Origin of the sequence: Sphingobium sp. DN12 (assembly GCF_051058005.1) — a bacterium.
In the GTDB taxonomy this organism is placed as follows: Bacteria; Pseudomonadota; Alphaproteobacteria; order Sphingomonadales; family Sphingomonadaceae; genus Sphingobium; species Sphingobium yanoikuyae.
Window position 1 is genome coordinate 2,864,041 of sequence record NZ_CP173717.1, and the last position, 19,134, is coordinate 2,883,174.

Genomic DNA, 19,134 nt, shown 5'->3' on the forward strand with positions numbered 1-19,134 from the left:
TCGGCCGAAAATGACTGTGGGCCTCAGTGTGGGTCTGTGAGGGACTCAGGGGCTTCAAAATCAGCTTCCGCCGTGCTAATTTTTCCACATGGGAAAGCTTACCCCTGCGATCGTGAAGGGTTTGTCCGAGCCGGGACGCTATGTCGACGGCGACGGGCTCATGCTCAAAATCTCGCCTTCGGGCGGGAAGAGCTGGATCATGCGGGTCCAGGTCAACGGCAATCGGCGCGACATCGGCCTCGGCGAAGCGCGGCATGTGACACTCCGTGATGCGCGCCTAGAGGCCGCCGCGATCAAGAAGCTCGCAGCGTCAGGCGTCGATCCCCTGGAGGAACGCCGAAAGGTCGAGATCGTCATCCCGACCTTCGAAAAGGCCGCGAAGGACGCCCATGCAGAGCTTCTCAAGGGCTGGAAGAACGGCAAGCACACCAACCAGTGGCTCAAGACGCTTGAACTCTACGCTTTCCCCAAGCTCGGCAAGCTGAAGGTCCATCAGATCGATGGCCCCCTGATCAGGGATGTCCTCGCCGAAATCTGGCTGGAAATCCCCGAAACGGCGCGGCGTGTGCGCCAGCGCATCGGAACCGTGCTCGACTGGTCATACTCCAACGGGTTTCGCGACAGCGAGGCGCCGATGCGCTCCATCTCCAAAGGCCTTCCGCGGCAGCCGAAGAAGAAAGGCCATTTCGCCGCCCTGCCGCATGCGCGAGTCAGCGAATTTCTGGATCGCCTTCGCGCCAAAGCGCCCTGCGCCAGCACGCTTGCGCTCGAAGCCCTCATCCTCACCGCCGTCCGCTCTGGCGAAATCCGTGGCGCTGCATGGTCCGAGTTCGATGAGGCGCTGACCTTGTGGACCATCCCGGAGGACCGGATGAAGATGGGCATCGAACATGTCGTGCCCTTGTCCCGTCAGGCGGCAGACGTTTTTCGCCGGGCTCGGGCTCTTCGTCGCGCCGACTGCGATCTGGTGTTCCCTGGGGCGATCGGGGAATCGAGCCTTTCCGACATGGCGCTGCTGGAACTGGTGCGGGGCATGGACCTGCCCGTTACCGTCCATGGCTTTCGATCGAGTTTCCGGGACTGGGTTGCTGAGGAAACCGATGTCGCCGACGCTGTTGCCGAAGCCTCGCTCGCCCATGCGGTCGAAGGTAAGACCAAGGCCGCCTATCTGCGCACCGACTTTTTCAAGAAGCGTCGCGACCTGATGCAGCAATGGGCCGACTATTGCTCGCCGGCGCAGAAGGCCAAGCCCCAGAGCCGAGTACGACGTTCGGCGAAGACGGCCCAGAAGCCGACCGCATCGGCTCCCTCCGCCAGACAGGCGCCGCGCCGTCAAAGGACGGCCGCCCTATGAAGTTCGCCTATGAAGATCTGAGCGAGGACCAGTTCGAGAAACTGATCGTCCTTCTCTGCCAGAGCCTCCTGGGACTGTCGGTCAAGGGTTTCGCAAAAGGGCCGGACGGCGGCCGGGACGCGAAATTCGTGGGCACGGCCGAGCTGCATCCGAGCAAGGCCGCGCCATGGACGGGCACGGTCGTCGTCCAGGCAAAGCACACCAACGGCTATAATCGTCATTTTGGCGAGGCGGACTTCCACAGCGCCAAATCGAGCGACACGGTGATCGGCAAGGAACTGCCGCGCATCACCAAGCTGCGGCAGGCTAATCAGCTCGACCACTATATGCTGTTCGCCAATCGCCGCCTGGCTGGAAATGCCGACCAGACGATCACCCAGCATATCGCCAAGACCTGCGATCTTCCCGAGGGCTCGATCTATCTGTGCGGTCTCGAACAGCTCGAACTCTACATGAAGCAGTTTCCCGAGGTGCCGGCGCTCGCCGATCTCGATCCTGTGGACTCTCCTTTGATCGTCTCGCCCGACGAGCTGGCCATCGTCGTCGAGGCGATCGCCAGCCACGAAGCCGATCTGTCGGCCGTGCTCGACACCCCGCCGGGCGAGCGCACCTCCTATGAGGAGAAGAATTCGCTCAACAACATGACGGCCGACTACGCCAAGGCACTGCGCAAGCGCTACCTCAAGGATACGGCGCAAATCCGGGCGTTTCTGGCGGCGCCCGAGAATCTCGAAATCCTGAAATCCTATGAGGCCACGGCCGAGGAATTTCAGATGAAGATCATCGCCAAGCGGAAGGATTTTCAGAATTTCGACGCGGTCATGGAGTATCTACTTGATCTCCTGTTCCAGCGCGATCCAATCCTGCGCCAGAAGCAGCACAAGCGCCTGACTCGCGCGGTGTTGTTCTACATGTACTGGAACTGCGACATCGGGGAGGTCGCCGATGCTGAGGCCTAGCAAACACGCACACCCCGACCGCACCGTCGTCAATGTGGCGCTGCTGATGGTGACGCGCCTGCGCGCCCTGCGGCTGTGCGACTATGATGCGCTACTCGCCTTCGTGCGCAAGAACGTCGTCGGGGGCGACGTCCTGTTCCTGCCCTCGCTTAACTTCCTCTTCCTCCTCGGTCTGATTGAATATCATCCCAAGACCGACGCCATCGAATATGTGGGGCAGAATGAAGCCGTCTAAGCTTTATTCCAGCCGGCCCGCCGCGTTCGCCGCCGTCGAATTCGAACCCGACCTCAACGTCGTGCTTGCGGAGATCCGCCTGCCCGAGAACCGTGACCGCGATACCCATAATCTGGGCAAGACAACTCTTGGCCGGTTGCTGGACTTCGGCTTCCTGGCAGGACGCGACGCGAAGTTTTTCCTGTTCAAGCATCTCGATCGCTTTGAGGATTTCGTCTTCTTCCTCGAGATCGAGCTGCTCGACGGCGGCTATGTCACCGTGCGCCGGAGCGTCGCCGAGGCCACGAAGATCGCGTTCAAGAAGCATGTCGCGCGGCATCAGGATTTCTCCACGCTGCCCGATCGCGAATGGGACCATATCGACGTCCCCTTTGATCGGGCTAAGGAACTGCTGGACAGCCTGCTCGACTGGCGGGCGGTCAAACCATGGCACTACCGCAAGGGCCTGGGCTATTTTCTGCGCTCGCAGGAGGATTTTCGCGACGTCTTCCAGCTCCGCAAATTTGCCAACTCGCATGCCGACTGGAAGCCGTTCCTGGCTCACATCCTAGGGTTCGACGCAGAACTCATCACCAGGCACTACGCCAAGGAGGATGAACTTAAGGAGAAAGAGCAGAAGGCTCTCACGATCCGGCAGGAGTTGGGCGGCGAGATCGAGGACGCCGGAAAGGTCGATGGCTTGCTGCTGCTCAAGCGGCAGGAAGTCGACAAGAAGCAGCAACTGCTCGACGCTTTCGATTTCCGTAGCCAGGACAAGAGCGACACGAAGCAGCTTGTCGATCAGGTCGACGAGCGGATCGCCGCACTCAACCAGCGTCGCTACTCGCTGAACCAGAACCGCAAGAAGGTGATCGCGTCACTCGAAGAGGACCAGATACTGTTCGACCCCGAGGACGCGACCGAACTGTTCCGAGAGGCCGGCGTCCTCTTCTCCGGCCAGATCAAACGCGATTTCCAGCAGTTGATCGCGTTCAACAAGGCGATAACCGACGAGCGGCGCGGCTATCTGGTTGAGGAGCGCGCCGAAATCGAGGTGGAACTCAAGACCGTCAATTCCGAACTCAACAGTCTCGGCAAGCGTCGTTCGGAAATGCTGGCGTTCCTGAGCAGCACGGACTCGTTCGCCAAATATAAGCGGCTTTCGAGCGAACTGGTCACATTGCGCGCCGATATCGAGGGGTTGGAGCGCCAGCGAACCTTCGTGCAACGCCTGCAGCAGCTGCGCACCGACATCCGCAATCTCGACGAGGAGAAAACCCATCTCCAGGCGGCCATCGAAGCCGATGTCGAGGCCAAGAATGCGGATGTTGGCAGCCTGTTCTCGCGCATCCGAATCTTCTTCAACGAGATCGTCGAGGAGGTGATCGACCAGCAGGCGCTGCTCAGCGTTGTGGTCAATCACTTGGGGCACCTCGATTTCCGGGCCGAATTGCTCAACGACGCCGGTATCGCGACCAGTGCGGACCGCGGCTTCAGCTACAAAAAGCTGCTCTGCATCGCCTTCGATCTCGCCCTTTTGCGGGCGCATCTCGACGACGCGTTTCCGCGCTTCGCCTTCCACGACGGCGTGTTCGAATCGCTCGACGATCGCAAGAAAGAGAACCTTCTCGCCGTCATCCGCCGCTACACGGGCCTCGGGATCCAATCCATCATCACGCTGATCGACTCCGACTTGCCCCCGCGCGATGCCGACGAGCCCGTGTTCGAGCCTTCTGAGATCGTGGTGTTGCTCCACGATGAGGGCGACAATGGCCGCCTCTTCAAAATGAAGTCCTGGTAGCGCGGCCTCGCATGTGGTGGGCCGCTAGGGACGAGAAGAGGCCGCGAGATCTACAAAGGATTTGCGTGGACGACCATGCTTCCTTCTCGGAACGTTCGCCATTCGCGACAACGCACATTCGCGCTCGATGAATGCGTGGACACTCCCTACTACGATGAGCGTTGCCCGGCCGACCTTCAGAGTGTCGATCTCGCGCTGCGCGATCAGCTCGTAGAGCTTGGTCTTGCCGATACCGAGCATATGGGTGGCCTCGGCGACACGAACGGTCAGCGGCGGTCGATCGCTGCCACAACGCGATTTCATACGCGCTTATCTTTCAAGGTCTCACGGGCCTTTGCGAACCCACGATCTGCCGCGAGAAATGCAGCGAGCATGTGCGGGACCAGATCGGAAACAGGCTCTTCGCTGCCATAGACCTGCGCATAGCAGCGCGCATATTCGCGCAGCGTGTCATGCAAGTCCGGCGTGATCGCCATCTTGACCGGCGTCCGATCCGGGAGCTTGTTCAGTTTCAATTCGACCATTTTCGCCCTCCGGTGTGAACTTAAAACCAACGGCTCTCGCCGCTGCGGTAGAAGGCCGAATGTCCCCCATTTCAGCGAATTACGTCAGAGGCTCGCGAGTGACGCCAAGGGCCTCGCTAGGGCCATACCGCTCGGCTTCGGCGCCGGCCGTCCGCTTCTCAAGTTTCTGAAGAAAAGTGCGCTAGGTCATCTGTTCGCCGCACCGAGCGAAGCGTGATGCTCAAAGTTATGGTTGTCACAAAAACCGCCAATTTAGATCAATTCAAGATTTCTACTTCGCGCACCGACCGGATATGATAGTCTTCGGGCAGACTTCCGTAGAATCAATCATCGTTGACTGTATATCGCTTCGGGGGAACTGCGATGGCAAAGGTCAAGATCAAGGTTACACGCGAGAAGAATGCAAGCGCCAAGCGGGCGCTCGTCCTCATCGACGACCGGGTGCTGCGATTTAAAAACAGCGATGAAATCAACGTCATGGTGGAAGCCGGGGATGAACACGGCATCACGCTTTATTGTGAGGGGCCGAAGGGGGCGAGCGCGACCGTGAAGGTCGAGAAAGCTGGCGGCAAGGTCATCGAACCGCTCAAGGCGACTGTGAAAACCGACTATGGCGTCACGCATTCGAGCGACGTCTTCAAGGTCGATGCTGCCTGATGCGCCGTGCCGCCCTCCTGATCGTTCTGCTCGCGACCGCAGCCGCCACGCCCGTCCAGGCCCAGACCCGCGACTCCGAGCTCGATATTCTCCGCGCCAAGCTCGAAGCGGCGCTCGCCCATATCGAGCAACTCGAAACTCGGTTGAACGTGGTGGAGGGGCACACGCCACCGGCCGCATCCGTCGCCGCTGCGGCTCCGGTGGCGCAAGCCGCTGCAGCCGCGCCGCCTGCGGCCAAAGATAGCGACGATGCCATCGATCTAGCCGACCTACCCAGAGCCAACGAACAAAACGGCCTTCCCGTAGCAGGTGGGAGCCGGTCTTGGACACTAGCGCCACCAGGGCCGATAGACGAACCACTTCGTCCGGTCGGCAATGGCCATGCCGCAGCGTTCGAACTGCTCGCCGGCACCGGCAGCGGCCGTGCCTCCTTCACCTTCTCCCAGTCGAAGGATCGTGGAGACGCGCCGGGTGCGACGGCAACCGCAGTTTATAACGACACTTTCACGTTGTCGCTCTCAGCGCCGCTTGCCAAGGACGGCGATACGAGCTTCGCTACGCTCGATGGCCTCGCGACAGGCTCGAAACTCGAATTCGGGTACACGCAGTTTCGCGGCCGCGTCCTCACTCAGGCGCAAGACAGCCGACACCCGCTGCTCATTCGCGCGCGTCAACGCTGCCGCGAACAGGTGCCAGCCTACAAGCCCGGCTGCGTGCGGCTGGACGATGACTTCAAGCGGCTCTTCTTCACGCCGACCGAACTCGACGCCTATGAGCGCGACTATGCCCGCCAGACCATCCAGCAAAGCCTCGCCTGGTCGCTGCGCGCCGCTGTCGGCTATGATGAGTTCAGCTATTATCCGGCACCATCGCTAACCAAAGCGACCGATCGTAAGGTCTCGTGGAGTGTCGGCGGCGGGCTCGCCCTATTCCCATTCGACCGCTCCTCGGCCTCCCTCAATCTCGACTATCAGCGCGCATTCAAGGCTCGCAAGGCGCAGGCGACATGTCCCGTGGCGGCCGCCGGCGCGACCTTTGTCACTTGCGTGCCGGGGCCTTTGATGGGGCCGGAGCTCACCAGCAAGCTGATCCTCGCGCCTGAACTGCGCTACATCCAGCCGCTCTCCGAGAGCGGCCTAATCCGCGATCTCGGCTTCGCACCGCGCGTCGAATTCGATCTCCTCGCGGACAGCATTGCCTTCGACCTGCCGATCTATTTCGCCGCCGACGACAAGGATGGCCTGATCGGCGGCTTTCGCTTCGGTTATCTAACCGAAGGCGACGAGTTCAAGTTCGGCATCTTCGTGGGCAAGTCCTTCTCGCTGTTCCAGTGAGCGAGGGCCAAGGACATCCTCGGCCAGTCGGGTCGCTTCCCGTCATGGCCATGCGGCTTTCACGAAGCGGCGCAATATTAAGTCGGCACGGTTGCGATAGCAACGAATCCAGCATCGCGATCATGTTCGGGAGGCCAGGTCGATGAAACTCAGCGCGCTCGATCTCGGCCTGTTCATGCAGGACGCTCCCACCGCTGAGCCGGTTCCCTCAGGAGGCGCTTCCGCCGAACTGGTCGCGCGACGCTTCAAGTTCCTCACCGCCGACGGCCAGGTCGCCACACCGCTCGAACAAGAAGCGGTGATGGGCACCAACGACCTGCTCGATGTTCATTTTATCGATCGCTGCATGCTCGCCCGCCAATGCGTCGGCCGCATCCGGGTGCGCGGCGGAGGCCGGACAGGCTGGGCGACCGGTTTCTTGATCGCGCCAGGCCTCCTACTCACCAACCATCATGTCTTTCCGACCAGCGCGTCGGTCGCGAGTTCGACGGTCGGTTTCGACTATTGGTTCGACGTCGCCGGCCATCCACCGGCCGATCCCGACGAGTTCGATCTGCGCGCAGACCAGTTCTACGCCTCAGACCCCGACCTTGATTTCGCGGTCGTCGCGGTTCGCGGCAACTCCGCCGCCGGGGCCGATATTGACGGCCGCGGATATCTGCGCCTCATCCCCGAGACCGGCAAGGTCAGGGAGCAGACCGACTTTGTCACGATCCTCCAGCATCCCGACGGCGTGCCGATGCAGGTTGCGCTGCGGGAAAACCAGGTGATCCGGGCCGGCGATGGCGAGCCGTATATCTGGTATCGGGCCGACACCGCGCATGGCTCCTCTGGGGCGCCGGTATTCAACGACAGCTTCCAGGTCGTCGCATTGCACGCCAATGGGCGCATCAAGCGTGACAACGGTAGGTTCGTGCTGGCCGCCGGCGGCACCACCGACACGCTCGACGGTCTTGAGGAAAACGAAGTGGTCTGGGAGGCCAATGTCGGCTTCCGCATCAGCCGGATATCCGCGCGCCTGCTCGAACTTGCACAAATCGACTGGCCCGAAAGGCTGCCGGACATCGAAGCGGCGATGCGCGGCGGCGACGTCATGTCGGCGACGATCAGGGTTCTTGAGAACCGCGACGCCGATGCCGATCGTCCATCATCGGGCACGCCGCAGGCCCCCAAATCGCAAATGGAGAAGGAAGCCATGATCGACGATCAACCCGCATCGCCGACGCGCAGCTCGGCTGGCGAGCTCGTCATACCGCTGCAGCTGCGGATTTCGCTGGAAGCCGTCGGTCAGGCCGCCCGGGTAGTCGGACCCTCGACCATAGCGCCGGCCAGCCCGCTCGAGACCGAAGCGCTCCAGCTGCAAATTCCGTTCATTTATGACGGCCTTGATGAGCGGCCCGGCTTCAACACCCGTTTCCTCGATCAGAACAGCGACGTGCCCGGACCGGAGGTGACGGCCACCGGAGAACGCATTCTGGCGCCGCTTCTCAATGATGACGGGTTCGAGCTCAAATATCGGCATTTCTCGATCTGGATGCACCGCGAGCGACGGCTGGCTCTTTATACGGCCTCGAACATCGACTGGCGTCGCCGCAAGAAGATCGTCGATGGCAAGCCGACCAACCGCGACTCTCTCGCCGGATGGCCGCCCGACAACAAGTTCATGGAGCAGTGGGTCGAGGACCCGCGGATGGACTCGCGGTTCCAGCTACCCGACGTCTTCTACTCCGAAGATCGCGGCGCGTTCGACAAGGGGCACATCGTCCGGCGCGACGATGTGTGCTGGGGCGAGCACTTCGAAGAAATCCAGATGGCAAACGGCGACACCTTCCACGCCACCAACTGCTCGCCACAGATCAAGCCATTTAACCAGGGCACCTACGGCGAGGAGAATTGGGGCGACCTCGAAACCGCAATCGAGAAAGTGACAGAGAAGGAAGTCGAGGCGGCCTGCATCTTTGCAGGGCCGATCTTTGGAAAGACCGACCGCTGGTTCCGCGGCAAGGACCAGACAGGCGCGGCACGTATCCAAATCCCCGATCGCTTCTGGAAGATCATCGTCGTGAAGGAAACCGCCGGCTACGAAGCCTATGGCTTCATTCTGGGGCAGGACGTCAAGGCGATCACCGAGGCCGAATTCTATGTGACGGAGGAATGGATGGCAGCATGGAAGCCGATCAGCACCATCTCCGCAGCCATGCGAGGCTGGCTTGACCTCAGCGCGCTCGAAGCGATCGACAAGCACGCTGAAGCCTGACCCAGCTCACCAGTCTTCCATTCTATCGTGCCCCCGGAACGCGCCAGGGCGCAAAGACCAGATCGCGAGTCACGAGAAGCCGAACCTGCGCGCCGGGGCGGATCGTAATAGTCGGCTGGATGTCGAGATTGCGCTGGGTGATCTGGTCACCGGCCCGCGCCACGTTAGATTGTGAGGACTCGCGGATCGCTTGCACGAGATCGCTTTCGCCGGAGATTGACAATTCGGAGCCGACGCCGAGCATGGTCGCGATCGCCACGCCCTTGAGAAACGTCCATGTGTGGAAATCGACCTTGTCAGAAAGGCCCGCATAGCCCGACGCATCAGTCGCCGGCATATTGTCGAGACGGACCGAGCTGCCATTGGGCAGGATGAGCCGCTGCCAGATGACCAACGCCCGTCGCTGTCCGAACGCGACCACGCTGTCATATTTGCCGATCAGCCTGGTGCCCTGCGGCACGAGCAGGATGTCGCCGGTGACCGTGTCGAAAACATTTTGCGTCACCTGTGCAGTGACCATGCCCGGCAGGTCGGAATTTAGCCCGGTGATGAGACTGGCCGCGATCACGCTGCCGGCGAGCAAGCTGTTGGGCGACACCGGAGCAACCAATCCACCTGAGTTGAGATCGCCATCGGTGTTTCGCGCCGATGCGAATTGCTCCTTGCGCGTGCCGGGCGGGGCTTGCGACGCAGCCGGTACGGCCGAGGCGGCAACAGCCGGATCGATGGACTGAGCGGCGGCAGCAGCTCGGCCGCCTGTCACCTGCGCCATCAATCCCGACTCTCGCGCCGCCTTGAGATCGGCAAGGCGCTGTTTCCGGGCCGCCTCTGCGGTATAAACGCGCTGAGGCGCGGTCGTCGCTTCCGCCTGCTGCTGCGCGCGCAGGATCGGACGCCCGAGATCGCCGGGCAGTGGCGGACCGAGCTTGGGCGCATCACCATAACTGGTGGGAAGCCCGGACAGCACGTCGGAAGCAGGCTTCGCCATCGGCTGCGACAGTTCGCTATCCTGGGCAACCTGCCGGAAGACTTGCGGCTTCAATGCCATCCAGGCGATGCCCATCAGGCTTGCCGACCCAAGCGCCGCCGCACCGATGATCGCGCCGCGCTTGAACCGAATGGCGCGAGCCGGCCGCGAGCGGATGGATAGGGTCTCGGGATCGACTTTCGGCGGCGCGGCAGGCGCCGGGGAAGCTGCGACGGGATCGGTCATGCGCCCCTCCGCTTGGCGGTAGAAGACACGCGATCGATGCGTACCACCTGCTGCGGCTTCGTGCCGAGCCGGAGTTCGGCGGCGTCGAAGATCCGGTCGATGACATAGAAGCGCTCACGCAGCCGATAGTTGACCAACTCGGCCTTGCCGCCCGCGCCGATCAGGAACAGCGGCGGCGCCTCGCCCGTCGCCAGCGACGCCGGAAACTCGACATAGGTCTTCGACCCGTCGTCGAACACGCGTAGAGGCCGCCAGGCCGGCCGGTCGCCGCGGATCGCATAGTTGAAGTGCAGCTGTTCGATCGCAAGCCCGCTGGCGATCGGCGCCGCGGCCTGCACCGCTTCGGCCTTGCGACGCAGCGCGATCAGTTCGTCCTGAGGATAGGTCCAGCGCATCGAAGGCAACGCCGTGCCGCCGGTGCTGACCAGTGCCCGTCGATCCTGCTCGGCGACACAGTGCCTGACTTCTTTCCCGCAATCGACGCATTGCGCCCGGACCAGGCCGAGGCCGCCAACCTGTTCGTTCGCGCCCAACTCGGTGAAATGGGCTGAGGGCATTTGAGGCAACGAACCAGCGATGCCGGGCGCCCGGCATCGTGGATCCTTCGAAAGATCCAGATACGCCTATCTCGATCACGTCGATGTCGCCGGCTTGGCGTGGGAATGGATGCGCCGCGATGACGCCTATCGCCGGCTCGCTCCGTCATTTTCGCGGCGCGGTCCATCTGGCTGCACGATCTTCGTCCCGGCGCCGCCGCATGTGCAATCGCGCTGGGGATGCCTCAATGTCGCCGCCCCGGCCCTCGGCGCGGACGCAACTCAACATCTGTGGACGCGCGATGTTGATCGATCAGTTCTGACCGTTGCTGCTATATCTGCGCCAACTGCGCCGGATGTAGCCTTTGATTTGAGCCAGTGGCGAGACCGAGCGACGATCGTCAGGGGAGCAGACTGCGAGCATGTTCTCGTCCACACAGAGAGAGGTAAGCTACGCTTCGATGTATGCGACGGCACCGTCATGAAGGGGCCGGTTCGTATCTTCCTGGATGTTCTGAACAACGATGCCGGATGCCAGGCGGCTGACAATCTTCGTCGGTTAAGAGATACGCTCGTGAACCGCGATGCCGGTCACCCTGCCCGAGTGCCCGATCAGGCGCATCTTCGCCAGATTGCAGCTCTTCGCACCTTTGATGCGCTCGCCGACGGCGCCAGCATTCGTGATGTCGGCATTATGCTCTTTGGCGATGCGCGTGTTCGAGATGAATGGCTCGCACCTGGCGATGCTCTCAAGTCGACGTCTCGCCGATTGATAGCCTTCGCTCGTTACATGGGCAGCGGCGGGTACAGGTCGCTGCTTGATTCAGATCGCCCGGTTGCCGGATCGGTTCGAGCTTGCTGAATCAGCTTTCGAGCAGTTTTGTTGGATGAACTTTCAGCGCCGCCGCGAGCTTGCCCAATGTGGTCACGGTCGCCGACACCCTGGCTCGTTCGATCGATCCGACATAGCGCATGCTGAGCCCGGTCAACTCCGCCACATCCTCTTGTGTCAAATCGCGGTCGTGCCGAAGCCGACGCAGATTGGTCGCAAGAACATGCTTTAGATCCATAGAAAATTGGATCACCGAGCAGGAACGAAAGTTCTAGGAACGATAGTTCCTAAACGTTAGGGTGGGTCCGAACTGGTGCCATTCTCAGGGCAGGCGATCGACATGACTGGATTGGAGGCGATAGCGCCGACGGGGGAAACGGTGGTCGACTATGATCAGCGCAGTCTCGCTCTATATGCAGCATTGCTCGAAGCCCACGATGCCGCGGTCGATTGGCGCGCGGCGGCCGCAGACATCATGGGTCTCGACCCTGAGCACCCGGCCTCTGAGCCATGCTGGCGCTCCCATCTCGAACGCGCGCAGTGGATCGTCGGTGACGGCATGGCCACCACGCTGGTCTCGTTCGGCAAGCGGGTGCTGCTGGCGCGCAGCTGACTTCTTGAGCGATAGACAGGCGGCTCATTCTTGCTGTCAGCGCGACACGCATCAGCTAAGAATGCGCCATGGCTCGAAACCCTCTCTGGATTGCCCAACGTCACGGTCAGGACTGGAACGACGCGGAGTCGATCGCTGCGATCGAATGGATGGTCGCGCAGACGCCGCCCGCCGAGTGGCAATCCCGCCTCGACCGGGTCCGCCAGACCTTCTTCGCCGCGCGGGATCGATGGGCCGCAGGGGACCGCATTGCCTTGTTCGATCCTTCTGACCTCATCGCCTGGTATGTGTTTCAGGGCGCAGCCTACGCCACGGCGACCGAGCGGGGGAATTGGGTCGAGCATGAGGCGTTCCGCATAGCCCCGGTATTCCGACGCCTCGGTCAATTGCTGCCCGACCTGCGCAAGGTTGCGGGTGTCGAGCAGCGCGTTGCCACGTTGATGCGCGGAGGACGATCCACCCCGGACAACGGCATCTACGAGCTACTAGTCGCTGGTGCCTATGCCCGGCGCGGCTGGCGCCACGTCACTTTCGTCCCCGAGCAGCCCGGCGTGGCCCGAACCCCGGACCTCGACGTCCGGCGCGGGCGGTCGCGGTGGGCGGTTGAGTGCAAGCGAGTCGGGCAATCGGAATACTCGGGATTGGAGCGCGACCGGGCGGAGCTGATGTCGGGCCTGGCGCATGCAGTATGCGAACAGGCCGCAGCCTCGCTCGACATCAAGATCGCTTATCTCGACGAACTCTCCCGCATCGACGAAGCCTATCTCGCCAATCATGTCGCCGCCTTCCTCGACGGCGGTCCGCCGCATTGGAAGGACGCCTTTGGCGAAGGGTTCCTCGCGCATATCGATCGCGCGCAGATCGATGCCGTTCTTCGACACGACGACGTCTATTTTGGATCGAGCCGCATGATCGAGCTTCTGATCGGCGACTATCACATGGCCGTCGATTATGACGTGCGCGGTGATTGGGAGCCCGGCGCGGAACGCCCTTTCCATGCCACCACGCTCGGCCGCGTCAGTGTCGTCAGCTGGCTCAGCGTCTCCGACGAGGCGGCCCGCCGCAAGGCTCGCCACTTCAGATCGATGGTTTCAGGGGCGGCGTCCCAGCTTCCCGGCGACTGCCCTGGCGTCGTGCATGTCGGCTACGAGACAACCGGCGGCAACAGCGTCGACGGCCGGCGCCACGGACTCAATCTCGCGCAGATCGCGACCTTCCAGCCCGGAGCCTCCCGCCTGCAATGGGTCTATGGCAACTACATGACCCCCGAACACAGCGTGGATCGCAACGAGTCTGCGGCGCTCTCCGAGACGACCGCAATCTATCCGGTTCGCGGGCGTCGCAATACCGAGCCGCTGCCGAACCATATGTTGTTCATGGATGAAGATGGCGACCCAGGCTATCACTGGCATCGGTGATGGACCGCCTGAGCCGTCGCCATTCCATCTGCTCGCCCAACCGCGCACGCCGTGAGGAACCATGCACCTCGTCGCCCGCATTGACCTCATACGCCTCGCGCGTCATCTCACCGACACCGGAGGTCATCCGACACTGGTGAAAGCGATCGAGCGCGCCGCGGCGGCAGGTTCGATCCGCGAGGATCTGCGCAGCGCGCTCGCCTCGCTCGATCAGATCGTTCGGATTCAGGAGCAGTCCGATGCCGCCCCCGACGGCACGCCAGGGTGGTTCGACGAAACCACGATCACCGGCGGGCTCTTCGTTCAGGCTGTCGTCCTGTACGCCCGGGCAACCGCCACAACCGGCGACCGCCGGCCGCTCCTCGGCGAGGCCAAGCTTACTGTCGAACAGCGTGCTATCCATGACGAGGCGATGGATTATCGGAACAAGGCGATCGCGCATTTCGGCCGGGGCGAAGCCTTCAGCGACGGACCGCTCGTCAAGGAAGCGGTCTTGCTCAGCCTGTACAACGACAAGGGACGGCCCAAGAAGCAGATCGGTGCCTACACCACTCGCGCCCAGCACAGGATCGGCTTTTCCGCCAGACTCGCGACCTTGATCGAGGTCCGTATCGATGAGATCGGCGCGCGCTATCAGGCCTTGTTCGATGCCGCCGATGCCGCGCTGGAAGAGGCCGTCAAAGCCGATCCGGACCTCGGCCGGGCATTGCCCGGTTTCGAATTCAACATAGATGCCTTCTGCACCTCGCCCGATACCGCAGCCCGGCTGCAAGCTCAGCTCGACGCGGGCTCGGTCGAAGATATGGACTATACCGTCCAGGTGCCGAAGCCATGACCGCCGAAGAACAGGCCTACGGCGGCCGTCAACGGCACTACACCGATCCATTGGGACGGCGACTGCCTGAACTCGAGCGCTGCATGATCCGGCACCGCGCCCTTCAGATGGTCCTCATCATATACCACGCCGAAGAGCTGAAGCGTGACATCCTGAGCGGGGCCGCCGCTCAGCGGCGCTGGCGCACGACCGAGAACCAGCCGCCGGACGGCGAAGACGAACCGGCCAAGGACACCAAGAAGCTCAAGCGAGCTTTCGCCTATCTGATTGAAGACGGCGTGCTGACGCCCGGCGAGAAAAAGCACATGGTCGCACTGATCGATCGCCGCAACGGCATCGCCCATCATCTCGACGAAGTGACCGCCGATCTCTCCACCGATCGTTTCGTGCGCGAGACCCTGCCATTTTTCCCCGATCGCAAGAGCCACGATTACGAGACCCTTGATCAACTGCGCGCTGCGCGCCGGCTCCTTTCGGATCGCATGATAGCCAAGCATTATGTGGGCGAGATTGGCCTTCGTTCGCTGTTCTTCGACGCGACCGAGCGCGCGCTTGACGCCGATCTCAAGGCTCTTGATCGCCGTATCCGCAAGCTGGTCCGCAAGCGGCGCGACGATATCGCCGCTCTCAATAGTGAGCTGTCGCTCGATGGAACGGAGCTCACGGGCCTCGCCGATCCGCGCTGCCCTGATAACCGCTACAACCGCGGGAGACTGACCCCGAAGGGCGTCGAGACCTGCTACCAGCTACTCGACGCTGGAAAATCGGCAATGACGATCGCCCATATCATGGAGCTATCGCTCGCCTCCGCGCGTCGTCGCGAGCGGATGTGGAGCGCGCTGGGCGGCCCTAACCGGTCGAAGCGCGTGCTCGCCGATTCCCAGGGCTCGCATTCGCTATCGTCCGGAGGACTAGAAAGTCGGTCCCAGCTACGGGAAGGAAGCCATGCGGCAACAGCATGCGCTGTCCGCATCGCGCCCTCAGGCGCCTGAATCGTGCAGCCTCCCGCTACCGCGCGACCGCGCTCTACGGCGCGCCAGCAGGCTGGCTTGCCGCCGAGCCCCGGACCGGGTCTCGGCCTGGCGGTAACGATCGCTGGCGGGGCCATGGACGCCGCGCCCTGTCGGCGCGGCGGCGTTGGTTTGTAGCCTCTCCCGTTGCGGCGGGAGTGGGCGGCGCTCCCGGCTAGGCCCGTTGCGGCCGCCGCCAACCCCTTCGGGGTGCTCCACTGTCGTTCCACCCTGGCGGTGTCGTCGTCCGCTCGTGCCGGGCCTTTTGGTCGCGTCTCGCCGCCCACCCCCGCCTTCGCGGGGAGGCTTTGTGCCTTTTTGGGGTGGCTTGGAGACGAGCCGTGCCGAAACCAACCAGCCGCAGCGCCCGTCGCAAGGGCAGCGAAACGAAGCCGCAGGACAAGGGCAATCTCTATGACGAGGTGACCTCCCGCATCATCGCCGAACTGGAGGCGGGACGCCTGCCTTGGGTCCAGCCGTGGGGGCGGACCGGAACCACCGGCCCCGGCCTGCCGCGCAATGCCCTGACCGGGCGCAACTATTCCGGGGTCAATGTCCTGATCCTGTGGGGCGCGGTTATCGAACACGGTCTCCCGACGCAATCGTGGCTGACCTTCCGGCAGGCGCAGGAGGCGGGCGATTGCGTAATGAAAGGCGAACACGGCGTGACCGTCGTCTATGCTGATCGCTTCACTCCCGAAGCCGAAAAGGAGCGCGCCAGACGCGACGGTGACGACGCGCGCGCCGTGCCATTCCTCAGACGCTTCACCGTCTTCAATGTCGCCCAATGCGAGGGGTTGCGGCCCGGCTTGGCCAGCGATCCAGCCCCCTTGCCAGAACGCGAGATCGTGCCCGTTGCCGAGGACGTCATTGCCGCGTCAGGCGTGGATTTCCGCATCGGCGGCGACCGCGCGTTCTACGCCCCGGACCCTGATTTCGTGCAGGTGCCGCCGCAACCCGCTTTCTTCGAGCAGATCAACTATTATCGGACCTGTCTCCACGAGCTGACCCACGCCACCGGCCACCCCAAGCGGCTCGGCCGTGACCTCAAGAACGCCTTCGGCAGCAAGGATTATGCGCGGGAGGAACTGGTCGCCGAGATGGGATCGGCCTTCCTGTGTGCCGCGCTCGACATCGCCCCGACCGTGCGCCACGCCGACTATATCGGCTCATGGCTCGCGGTGCTGCGCGAGGACAGTCGCGCGATCTTCTGCGCGGCGAGCGCCGCGACCAAAGCCGCCGACTGGCTGCTGACCCGTCACCGCGAAGCCCAAGACGCCCGCATGGTCGGGAGCATGGCGACATGATCCTCCTGCCCCCCGACATTCGTTTCGCGCTGCGCGCCAACGACATCAACCGCCGCGCGGCACAGCGTGACGGCAAGCCGGAACCCGACCCGGTGCCGGTGCTGAAACTCTTCAATCCGCTCGGTCCCGCCACATGGCTCGCGACCGAACTGGCGGAGGATGGCGATGCCCTGTTTGGCCTTGCAGACCTTGGCTTCGGAAGTCCGGAACTCGGCTATTTCAGCCTGTCCGAAATCGCATCCGTGCGCCTGCCGTTCGGCCTTGGAATTGAGCGCGATCTGGGTTTCGAAACTCCCAACCGGCTGTCTCTCTGGGCCGATGCCGCACGTCGATGCGGCTCGATCCTTGACGCTCAATACGAATTCCGCCGCGCCGCGAGCCGCGCGGCCACCGAGCTTCCGCGCCCACGCGGATGACGCAGGCGGCCGTTCGCCACCACCCCGTAAGCCGATCCGCCCTCCCGCAAAGAACGACGGACCGGCACTCACAAGGAGTTGTGCCATGACACTCGTTTTTATCGCCCAAGACAAGCTTTCCGTCAGCAAAACCAACATGCGCTATGGTAAGAAAGCCCCCGATGTCTCCGATATCCTGCCGACTGTCCGCAAGCGCGGCATCATCCAGACGCTACTGGTCCGCCCCAATTGTCAGGAGGGGCATTTCGAGATCGTCGCAGGCGCGCGGCGCTATCATGCCGCGCTGATCGTGGCGCAGGAAACCGGCGAAGCCGAGCCGCTGCCCTGCCGCGTCCTCGCCGAAACCGACGATGCCGCCGCCGTAGAAGCCTCTATGATCGAAAATCTGGCGCGGCTCGATGCCGACGAGGTGACGCAGTGGAACACCTTCACCCGGTTGGTGAAGGAGGGCCGCGAGGTGGACGACATCGCCGCTACCTTCGGGCATCCCGATCTGATGATCCGGCGCATCCTCGCGCTCGGTAATCTGCTGCCGCGCATCCGCGACCTCTACCGCGCCGAGAAGATCGACCGCGCCACCGTCCGCCACCTGACCCTTGCCAGCAAGAGCCAGCAAAAGGCGTGGCTCGGGCTCTATGACGATCCCGACAGCTACGTGCCGACCGGCCGCCAGTTGAAGGCGTGGCTGTTCGGCGGGCAGTCGATCCCCTCGCGCTTCGCGCTGTTCAGCCTCGACGATTTCAAGGGCGCGACCATCGCCGACCTGTTCGGCGACGACCGCTATTTCGCCGATGCGGATGCGTTCTGGGACGCGCAGAACGCCGCCATCGATGCCGCGAAGGACACCTATCTGGAACAGGGTTGGAGCGATGTCGTAATCGTGCCGCCTTCCGATCACTTCCATTCATGGGAGTTCGAGAAAGCCGCCAAGCGCAAGGGCGGGCGCGTCTATATCGATGTGCGCGGGACCGGAGAGGTGACCTTCCATGAGGGCTATCTCAGCCGGAAGGAAGCGCGCCGGGCCGAGCGCGGCGAGGCGTCGAATGCGGCAAAGCCGCAGCGACCCGAGATCACCTCGACCCTGCAAACCTATGTCGATCTGCACCGTCATGCCGCCGTGCGCGCCGGATTGCTCGCCCATCCGGGCATCGCGCTCCGGTTGATGGTTGCCCATGCCATCGTTGGTTCGCACCTGTGGACCGTGCGGCCCGAACCGCAATCGACGCGCAACGACGAGGTGCGCGAAAGCATCGAAACCGCGCGGGGCGAAGCGGTGTTCGACGAGCGCCGCCGGGCCGTTCTCGACATGCTGGGTTTCTCCGCCGAGGAACCGACCGTCACCGGCGGCAACGGCGACGACTATGGCGTGACCGGCGTGTTTCTGCGCTTGATCGAACTCCCGGACCCCGCCATCATGGAGGTGGTCACGGTCGTCATGGGCGAGACGCTGGCCTCTGGCGGTGCCGCCGTCGAGGCGGTGGGCACCGAGATCGGCATCGACATGGCCGATTGGTGGCAGGCCGACGACGCGCTGTTCGGTCTGATCCGCGACCGCGAAGTGCTGGGCTGTATCGTCGCCGAGATCGCGGGAAAGACGATCGCCAGCGCCAATGCGGGCGAGAAATCCGAGACCTTGAAGCGCATCATCACCGACCATCTGGCGGGCAATGACGGGCGCAAGCAGGTTGAACGCTGGGTGCCCCGGTGGATTGCGTTCCCGCCGAACGCCTACACCGCGCGCGGCGGTGTCGCGACCGTCACGGCCCACGCCAAGGTCATGGCCGCGCGCGATCAGGCGGCGCAGCCGGACCCCGAGGATATGGAGGTGCCGTTCGCCGAGGCGGCATGATGTGA

General features: G+C 63.0%; 20 protein-coding genes. 15 read left to right on the forward strand and 5 right to left on the reverse strand.

What is annotated here, in order from left to right:
- Positions 1-112: 112 nt before the first annotated feature.
- From ACI6S0_RS13640 to ACI6S0_RS13655, 4 genes are read left to right on the forward strand one after another with little or no spacing between them, the layout of a single operon-like run.
- Positions 113-1,354, forward strand: a complete 1,242-nt coding sequence (locus tag ACI6S0_RS13640; protein ID WP_434403348.1) for a tyrosine-type recombinase/integrase — start codon at positions 113-115, stop codon at positions 1,352-1,354.
- Complete coding sequence (locus ACI6S0_RS13645; protein WP_434403349.1) at positions 1,351-2,313, forward strand: ABC-three component system protein; 963 nt, start codon at positions 1,351-1,353, stop codon at positions 2,311-2,313. The genes ACI6S0_RS13640 and ACI6S0_RS13645 overlap by 4 nt, the downstream gene beginning before the upstream one ends.
- A complete protein-coding gene (locus tag ACI6S0_RS13650; protein ID WP_434403350.1) occupies positions 2,300-2,548 on the forward strand; it encodes an ABC-three component system middle component 8 in 249 nt (82 codons plus the stop codon). Before ACI6S0_RS13645 ends, ACI6S0_RS13650 begins: the two co-directional genes overlap by 14 nt.
- Complete coding sequence (locus tag ACI6S0_RS13655; protein ID WP_434403351.1) at positions 2,490-4,328, forward strand: DUF2326 domain-containing protein; 1,839 nt, start codon at positions 2,490-2,492, stop codon at positions 4,326-4,328. The genes ACI6S0_RS13650 and ACI6S0_RS13655 overlap by 59 nt, the downstream gene beginning before the upstream one ends.
- A gap of 24 nt (positions 4,329-4,352) precedes the next feature.
- Here ACI6S0_RS13655 and ACI6S0_RS13660 read toward each other — a convergent pair whose 3' ends face one another.
- The gene (locus ACI6S0_RS13660) at positions 4,353-4,631 is read right to left on the reverse strand and encodes a helix-turn-helix domain-containing protein (protein ID WP_434403352.1); all 279 of its coding nucleotides are present in this window, start codon (positions 4,629-4,631) and stop codon (positions 4,353-4,355) included.
- Positions 4,628-4,852 (reverse strand): DUF2274 domain-containing protein, encoded by a 225-nt coding sequence (locus tag ACI6S0_RS13665; protein ID WP_434403353.1) that lies wholly within the window; start codon positions 4,850-4,852, stop codon positions 4,628-4,630. The genes ACI6S0_RS13660 and ACI6S0_RS13665 overlap by 4 nt, the downstream gene beginning before the upstream one ends.
- A 363-nt stretch (positions 4,853-5,215) precedes the next feature.
- Between ACI6S0_RS13665 and ACI6S0_RS13670 the strand changes: the two genes are divergently transcribed.
- The 3 genes from ACI6S0_RS13670 (at position 5,216) to ACI6S0_RS13680 (ending at position 9,100) form a co-directional block, all read left to right on the forward strand.
- Positions 5,216-5,509 carry a hypothetical protein gene (locus ACI6S0_RS13670; RefSeq protein WP_434403354.1) on the forward strand — a complete coding sequence of 98 codons (294 nt, stop codon included), beginning with the start codon at positions 5,216-5,218 and terminating at the stop codon, positions 5,507-5,509.
- Complete coding sequence (locus ACI6S0_RS13675) at positions 5,509-6,843, forward strand: hypothetical protein (protein ID WP_434403356.1); 1,335 nt, start codon at positions 5,509-5,511, stop codon at positions 6,841-6,843. The genes ACI6S0_RS13670 and ACI6S0_RS13675 overlap by 1 nt, the downstream gene beginning before the upstream one ends.
- Before the next feature lie 142 nt (positions 6,844-6,985).
- The gene (locus tag ACI6S0_RS13680; RefSeq protein WP_434403357.1) at positions 6,986-9,100 is read left to right on the forward strand and encodes a DNA/RNA non-specific endonuclease; all 2,115 of its coding nucleotides are present in this window, start codon (positions 6,986-6,988) and stop codon (positions 9,098-9,100) included.
- 22 nt (positions 9,101-9,122) lie between these two features.
- Here the strand turns inward: ACI6S0_RS13680 and ACI6S0_RS13685 are convergent, their stop codons facing one another.
- Both ACI6S0_RS13685 and ACI6S0_RS13690 read right to left on the reverse strand, forming a co-directional pair.
- On the reverse strand, positions 9,123-10,313 hold the full coding sequence (locus tag ACI6S0_RS13685; protein ID WP_434403358.1) for a TrbI/VirB10 family protein: 1,191 nt from the start codon (positions 10,311-10,313) through the stop codon (positions 9,123-9,125).
- Positions 10,310-10,870 (reverse strand): TrbG/VirB9 family P-type conjugative transfer protein, encoded by a 561-nt coding sequence (locus tag ACI6S0_RS13690; RefSeq protein ID WP_434403360.1) that lies wholly within the window; start codon positions 10,868-10,870, stop codon positions 10,310-10,312. The genes ACI6S0_RS13685 and ACI6S0_RS13690 overlap by 4 nt, the downstream gene beginning before the upstream one ends.
- Before the next feature lie 19 nt (positions 10,871-10,889).
- On the opposite strand from ACI6S0_RS13690, the gene ACI6S0_RS13695 reads away from it, so the two are divergent.
- Entirely contained in the window at positions 10,890-11,711 is an 822-nt protein-coding gene (locus ACI6S0_RS13695) for a DUF2285 domain-containing protein (RefSeq protein WP_434403361.1), read from the forward strand.
- A 1-nt stretch (position 11,712) separates the two neighbouring features.
- Here the strand turns inward: ACI6S0_RS13695 and ACI6S0_RS13700 are convergent, their stop codons facing one another.
- Positions 11,713-11,919, reverse strand: coding sequence for a helix-turn-helix domain-containing protein (locus ACI6S0_RS13700; RefSeq protein WP_434403362.1), 207 nt, complete (start codon positions 11,917-11,919; stop codon positions 11,713-11,715).
- Between the two features lie 102 nt (positions 11,920-12,021).
- Here ACI6S0_RS13700 and ACI6S0_RS13705 point away from each other — a divergent pair, with 102 nt between their 5' ends.
- The 7 genes from ACI6S0_RS13705 (at position 12,022) to ACI6S0_RS13735 (ending at position 19,129) form a co-directional block, all read left to right on the forward strand.
- Positions 12,022-12,294, forward strand: a complete 273-nt coding sequence (locus tag ACI6S0_RS13705; protein WP_434403363.1) for a hypothetical protein — start codon at positions 12,022-12,024, stop codon at positions 12,292-12,294.
- 68 nt (positions 12,295-12,362) lie between these two features.
- Complete coding sequence (locus ACI6S0_RS13710) at positions 12,363-13,712, forward strand: hypothetical protein (RefSeq protein ID WP_434403364.1); 1,350 nt, start codon at positions 12,363-12,365, stop codon at positions 13,710-13,712.
- 61 nt (positions 13,713-13,773) lie between these two features.
- On the forward strand, positions 13,774-14,547 hold the full coding sequence (locus ACI6S0_RS13715; RefSeq protein ID WP_434403365.1) for a hypothetical protein: 774 nt from the start codon (positions 13,774-13,776) through the stop codon (positions 14,545-14,547).
- Positions 14,544-15,539 (forward strand): hypothetical protein, encoded by a 996-nt coding sequence (locus ACI6S0_RS13720; RefSeq protein ID WP_434403366.1) that lies wholly within the window; start codon positions 14,544-14,546, stop codon positions 15,537-15,539. Before ACI6S0_RS13715 ends, ACI6S0_RS13720 begins: the two co-directional genes overlap by 4 nt.
- Before the next feature lie 359 nt (positions 15,540-15,898).
- Positions 15,899-16,864, forward strand: coding sequence for an ArdC family protein (locus ACI6S0_RS13725; protein WP_434403367.1), 966 nt, complete (start codon positions 15,899-15,901; stop codon positions 16,862-16,864).
- Entirely contained in the window at positions 16,861-17,280 is a 420-nt protein-coding gene (locus ACI6S0_RS13730) for a DUF2958 domain-containing protein (protein WP_434403368.1), read from the forward strand. The genes ACI6S0_RS13725 and ACI6S0_RS13730 overlap by 4 nt, the downstream gene beginning before the upstream one ends.
- A gap of 85 nt (positions 17,281-17,365) precedes the next feature.
- Positions 17,366-19,129, forward strand: coding sequence for a ParB/RepB/Spo0J family partition protein (locus tag ACI6S0_RS13735; protein ID WP_434405949.1), 1,764 nt, complete (start codon positions 17,366-17,368; stop codon positions 19,127-19,129).
- Positions 19,130-19,134 lie beyond the last annotated feature (5 nt).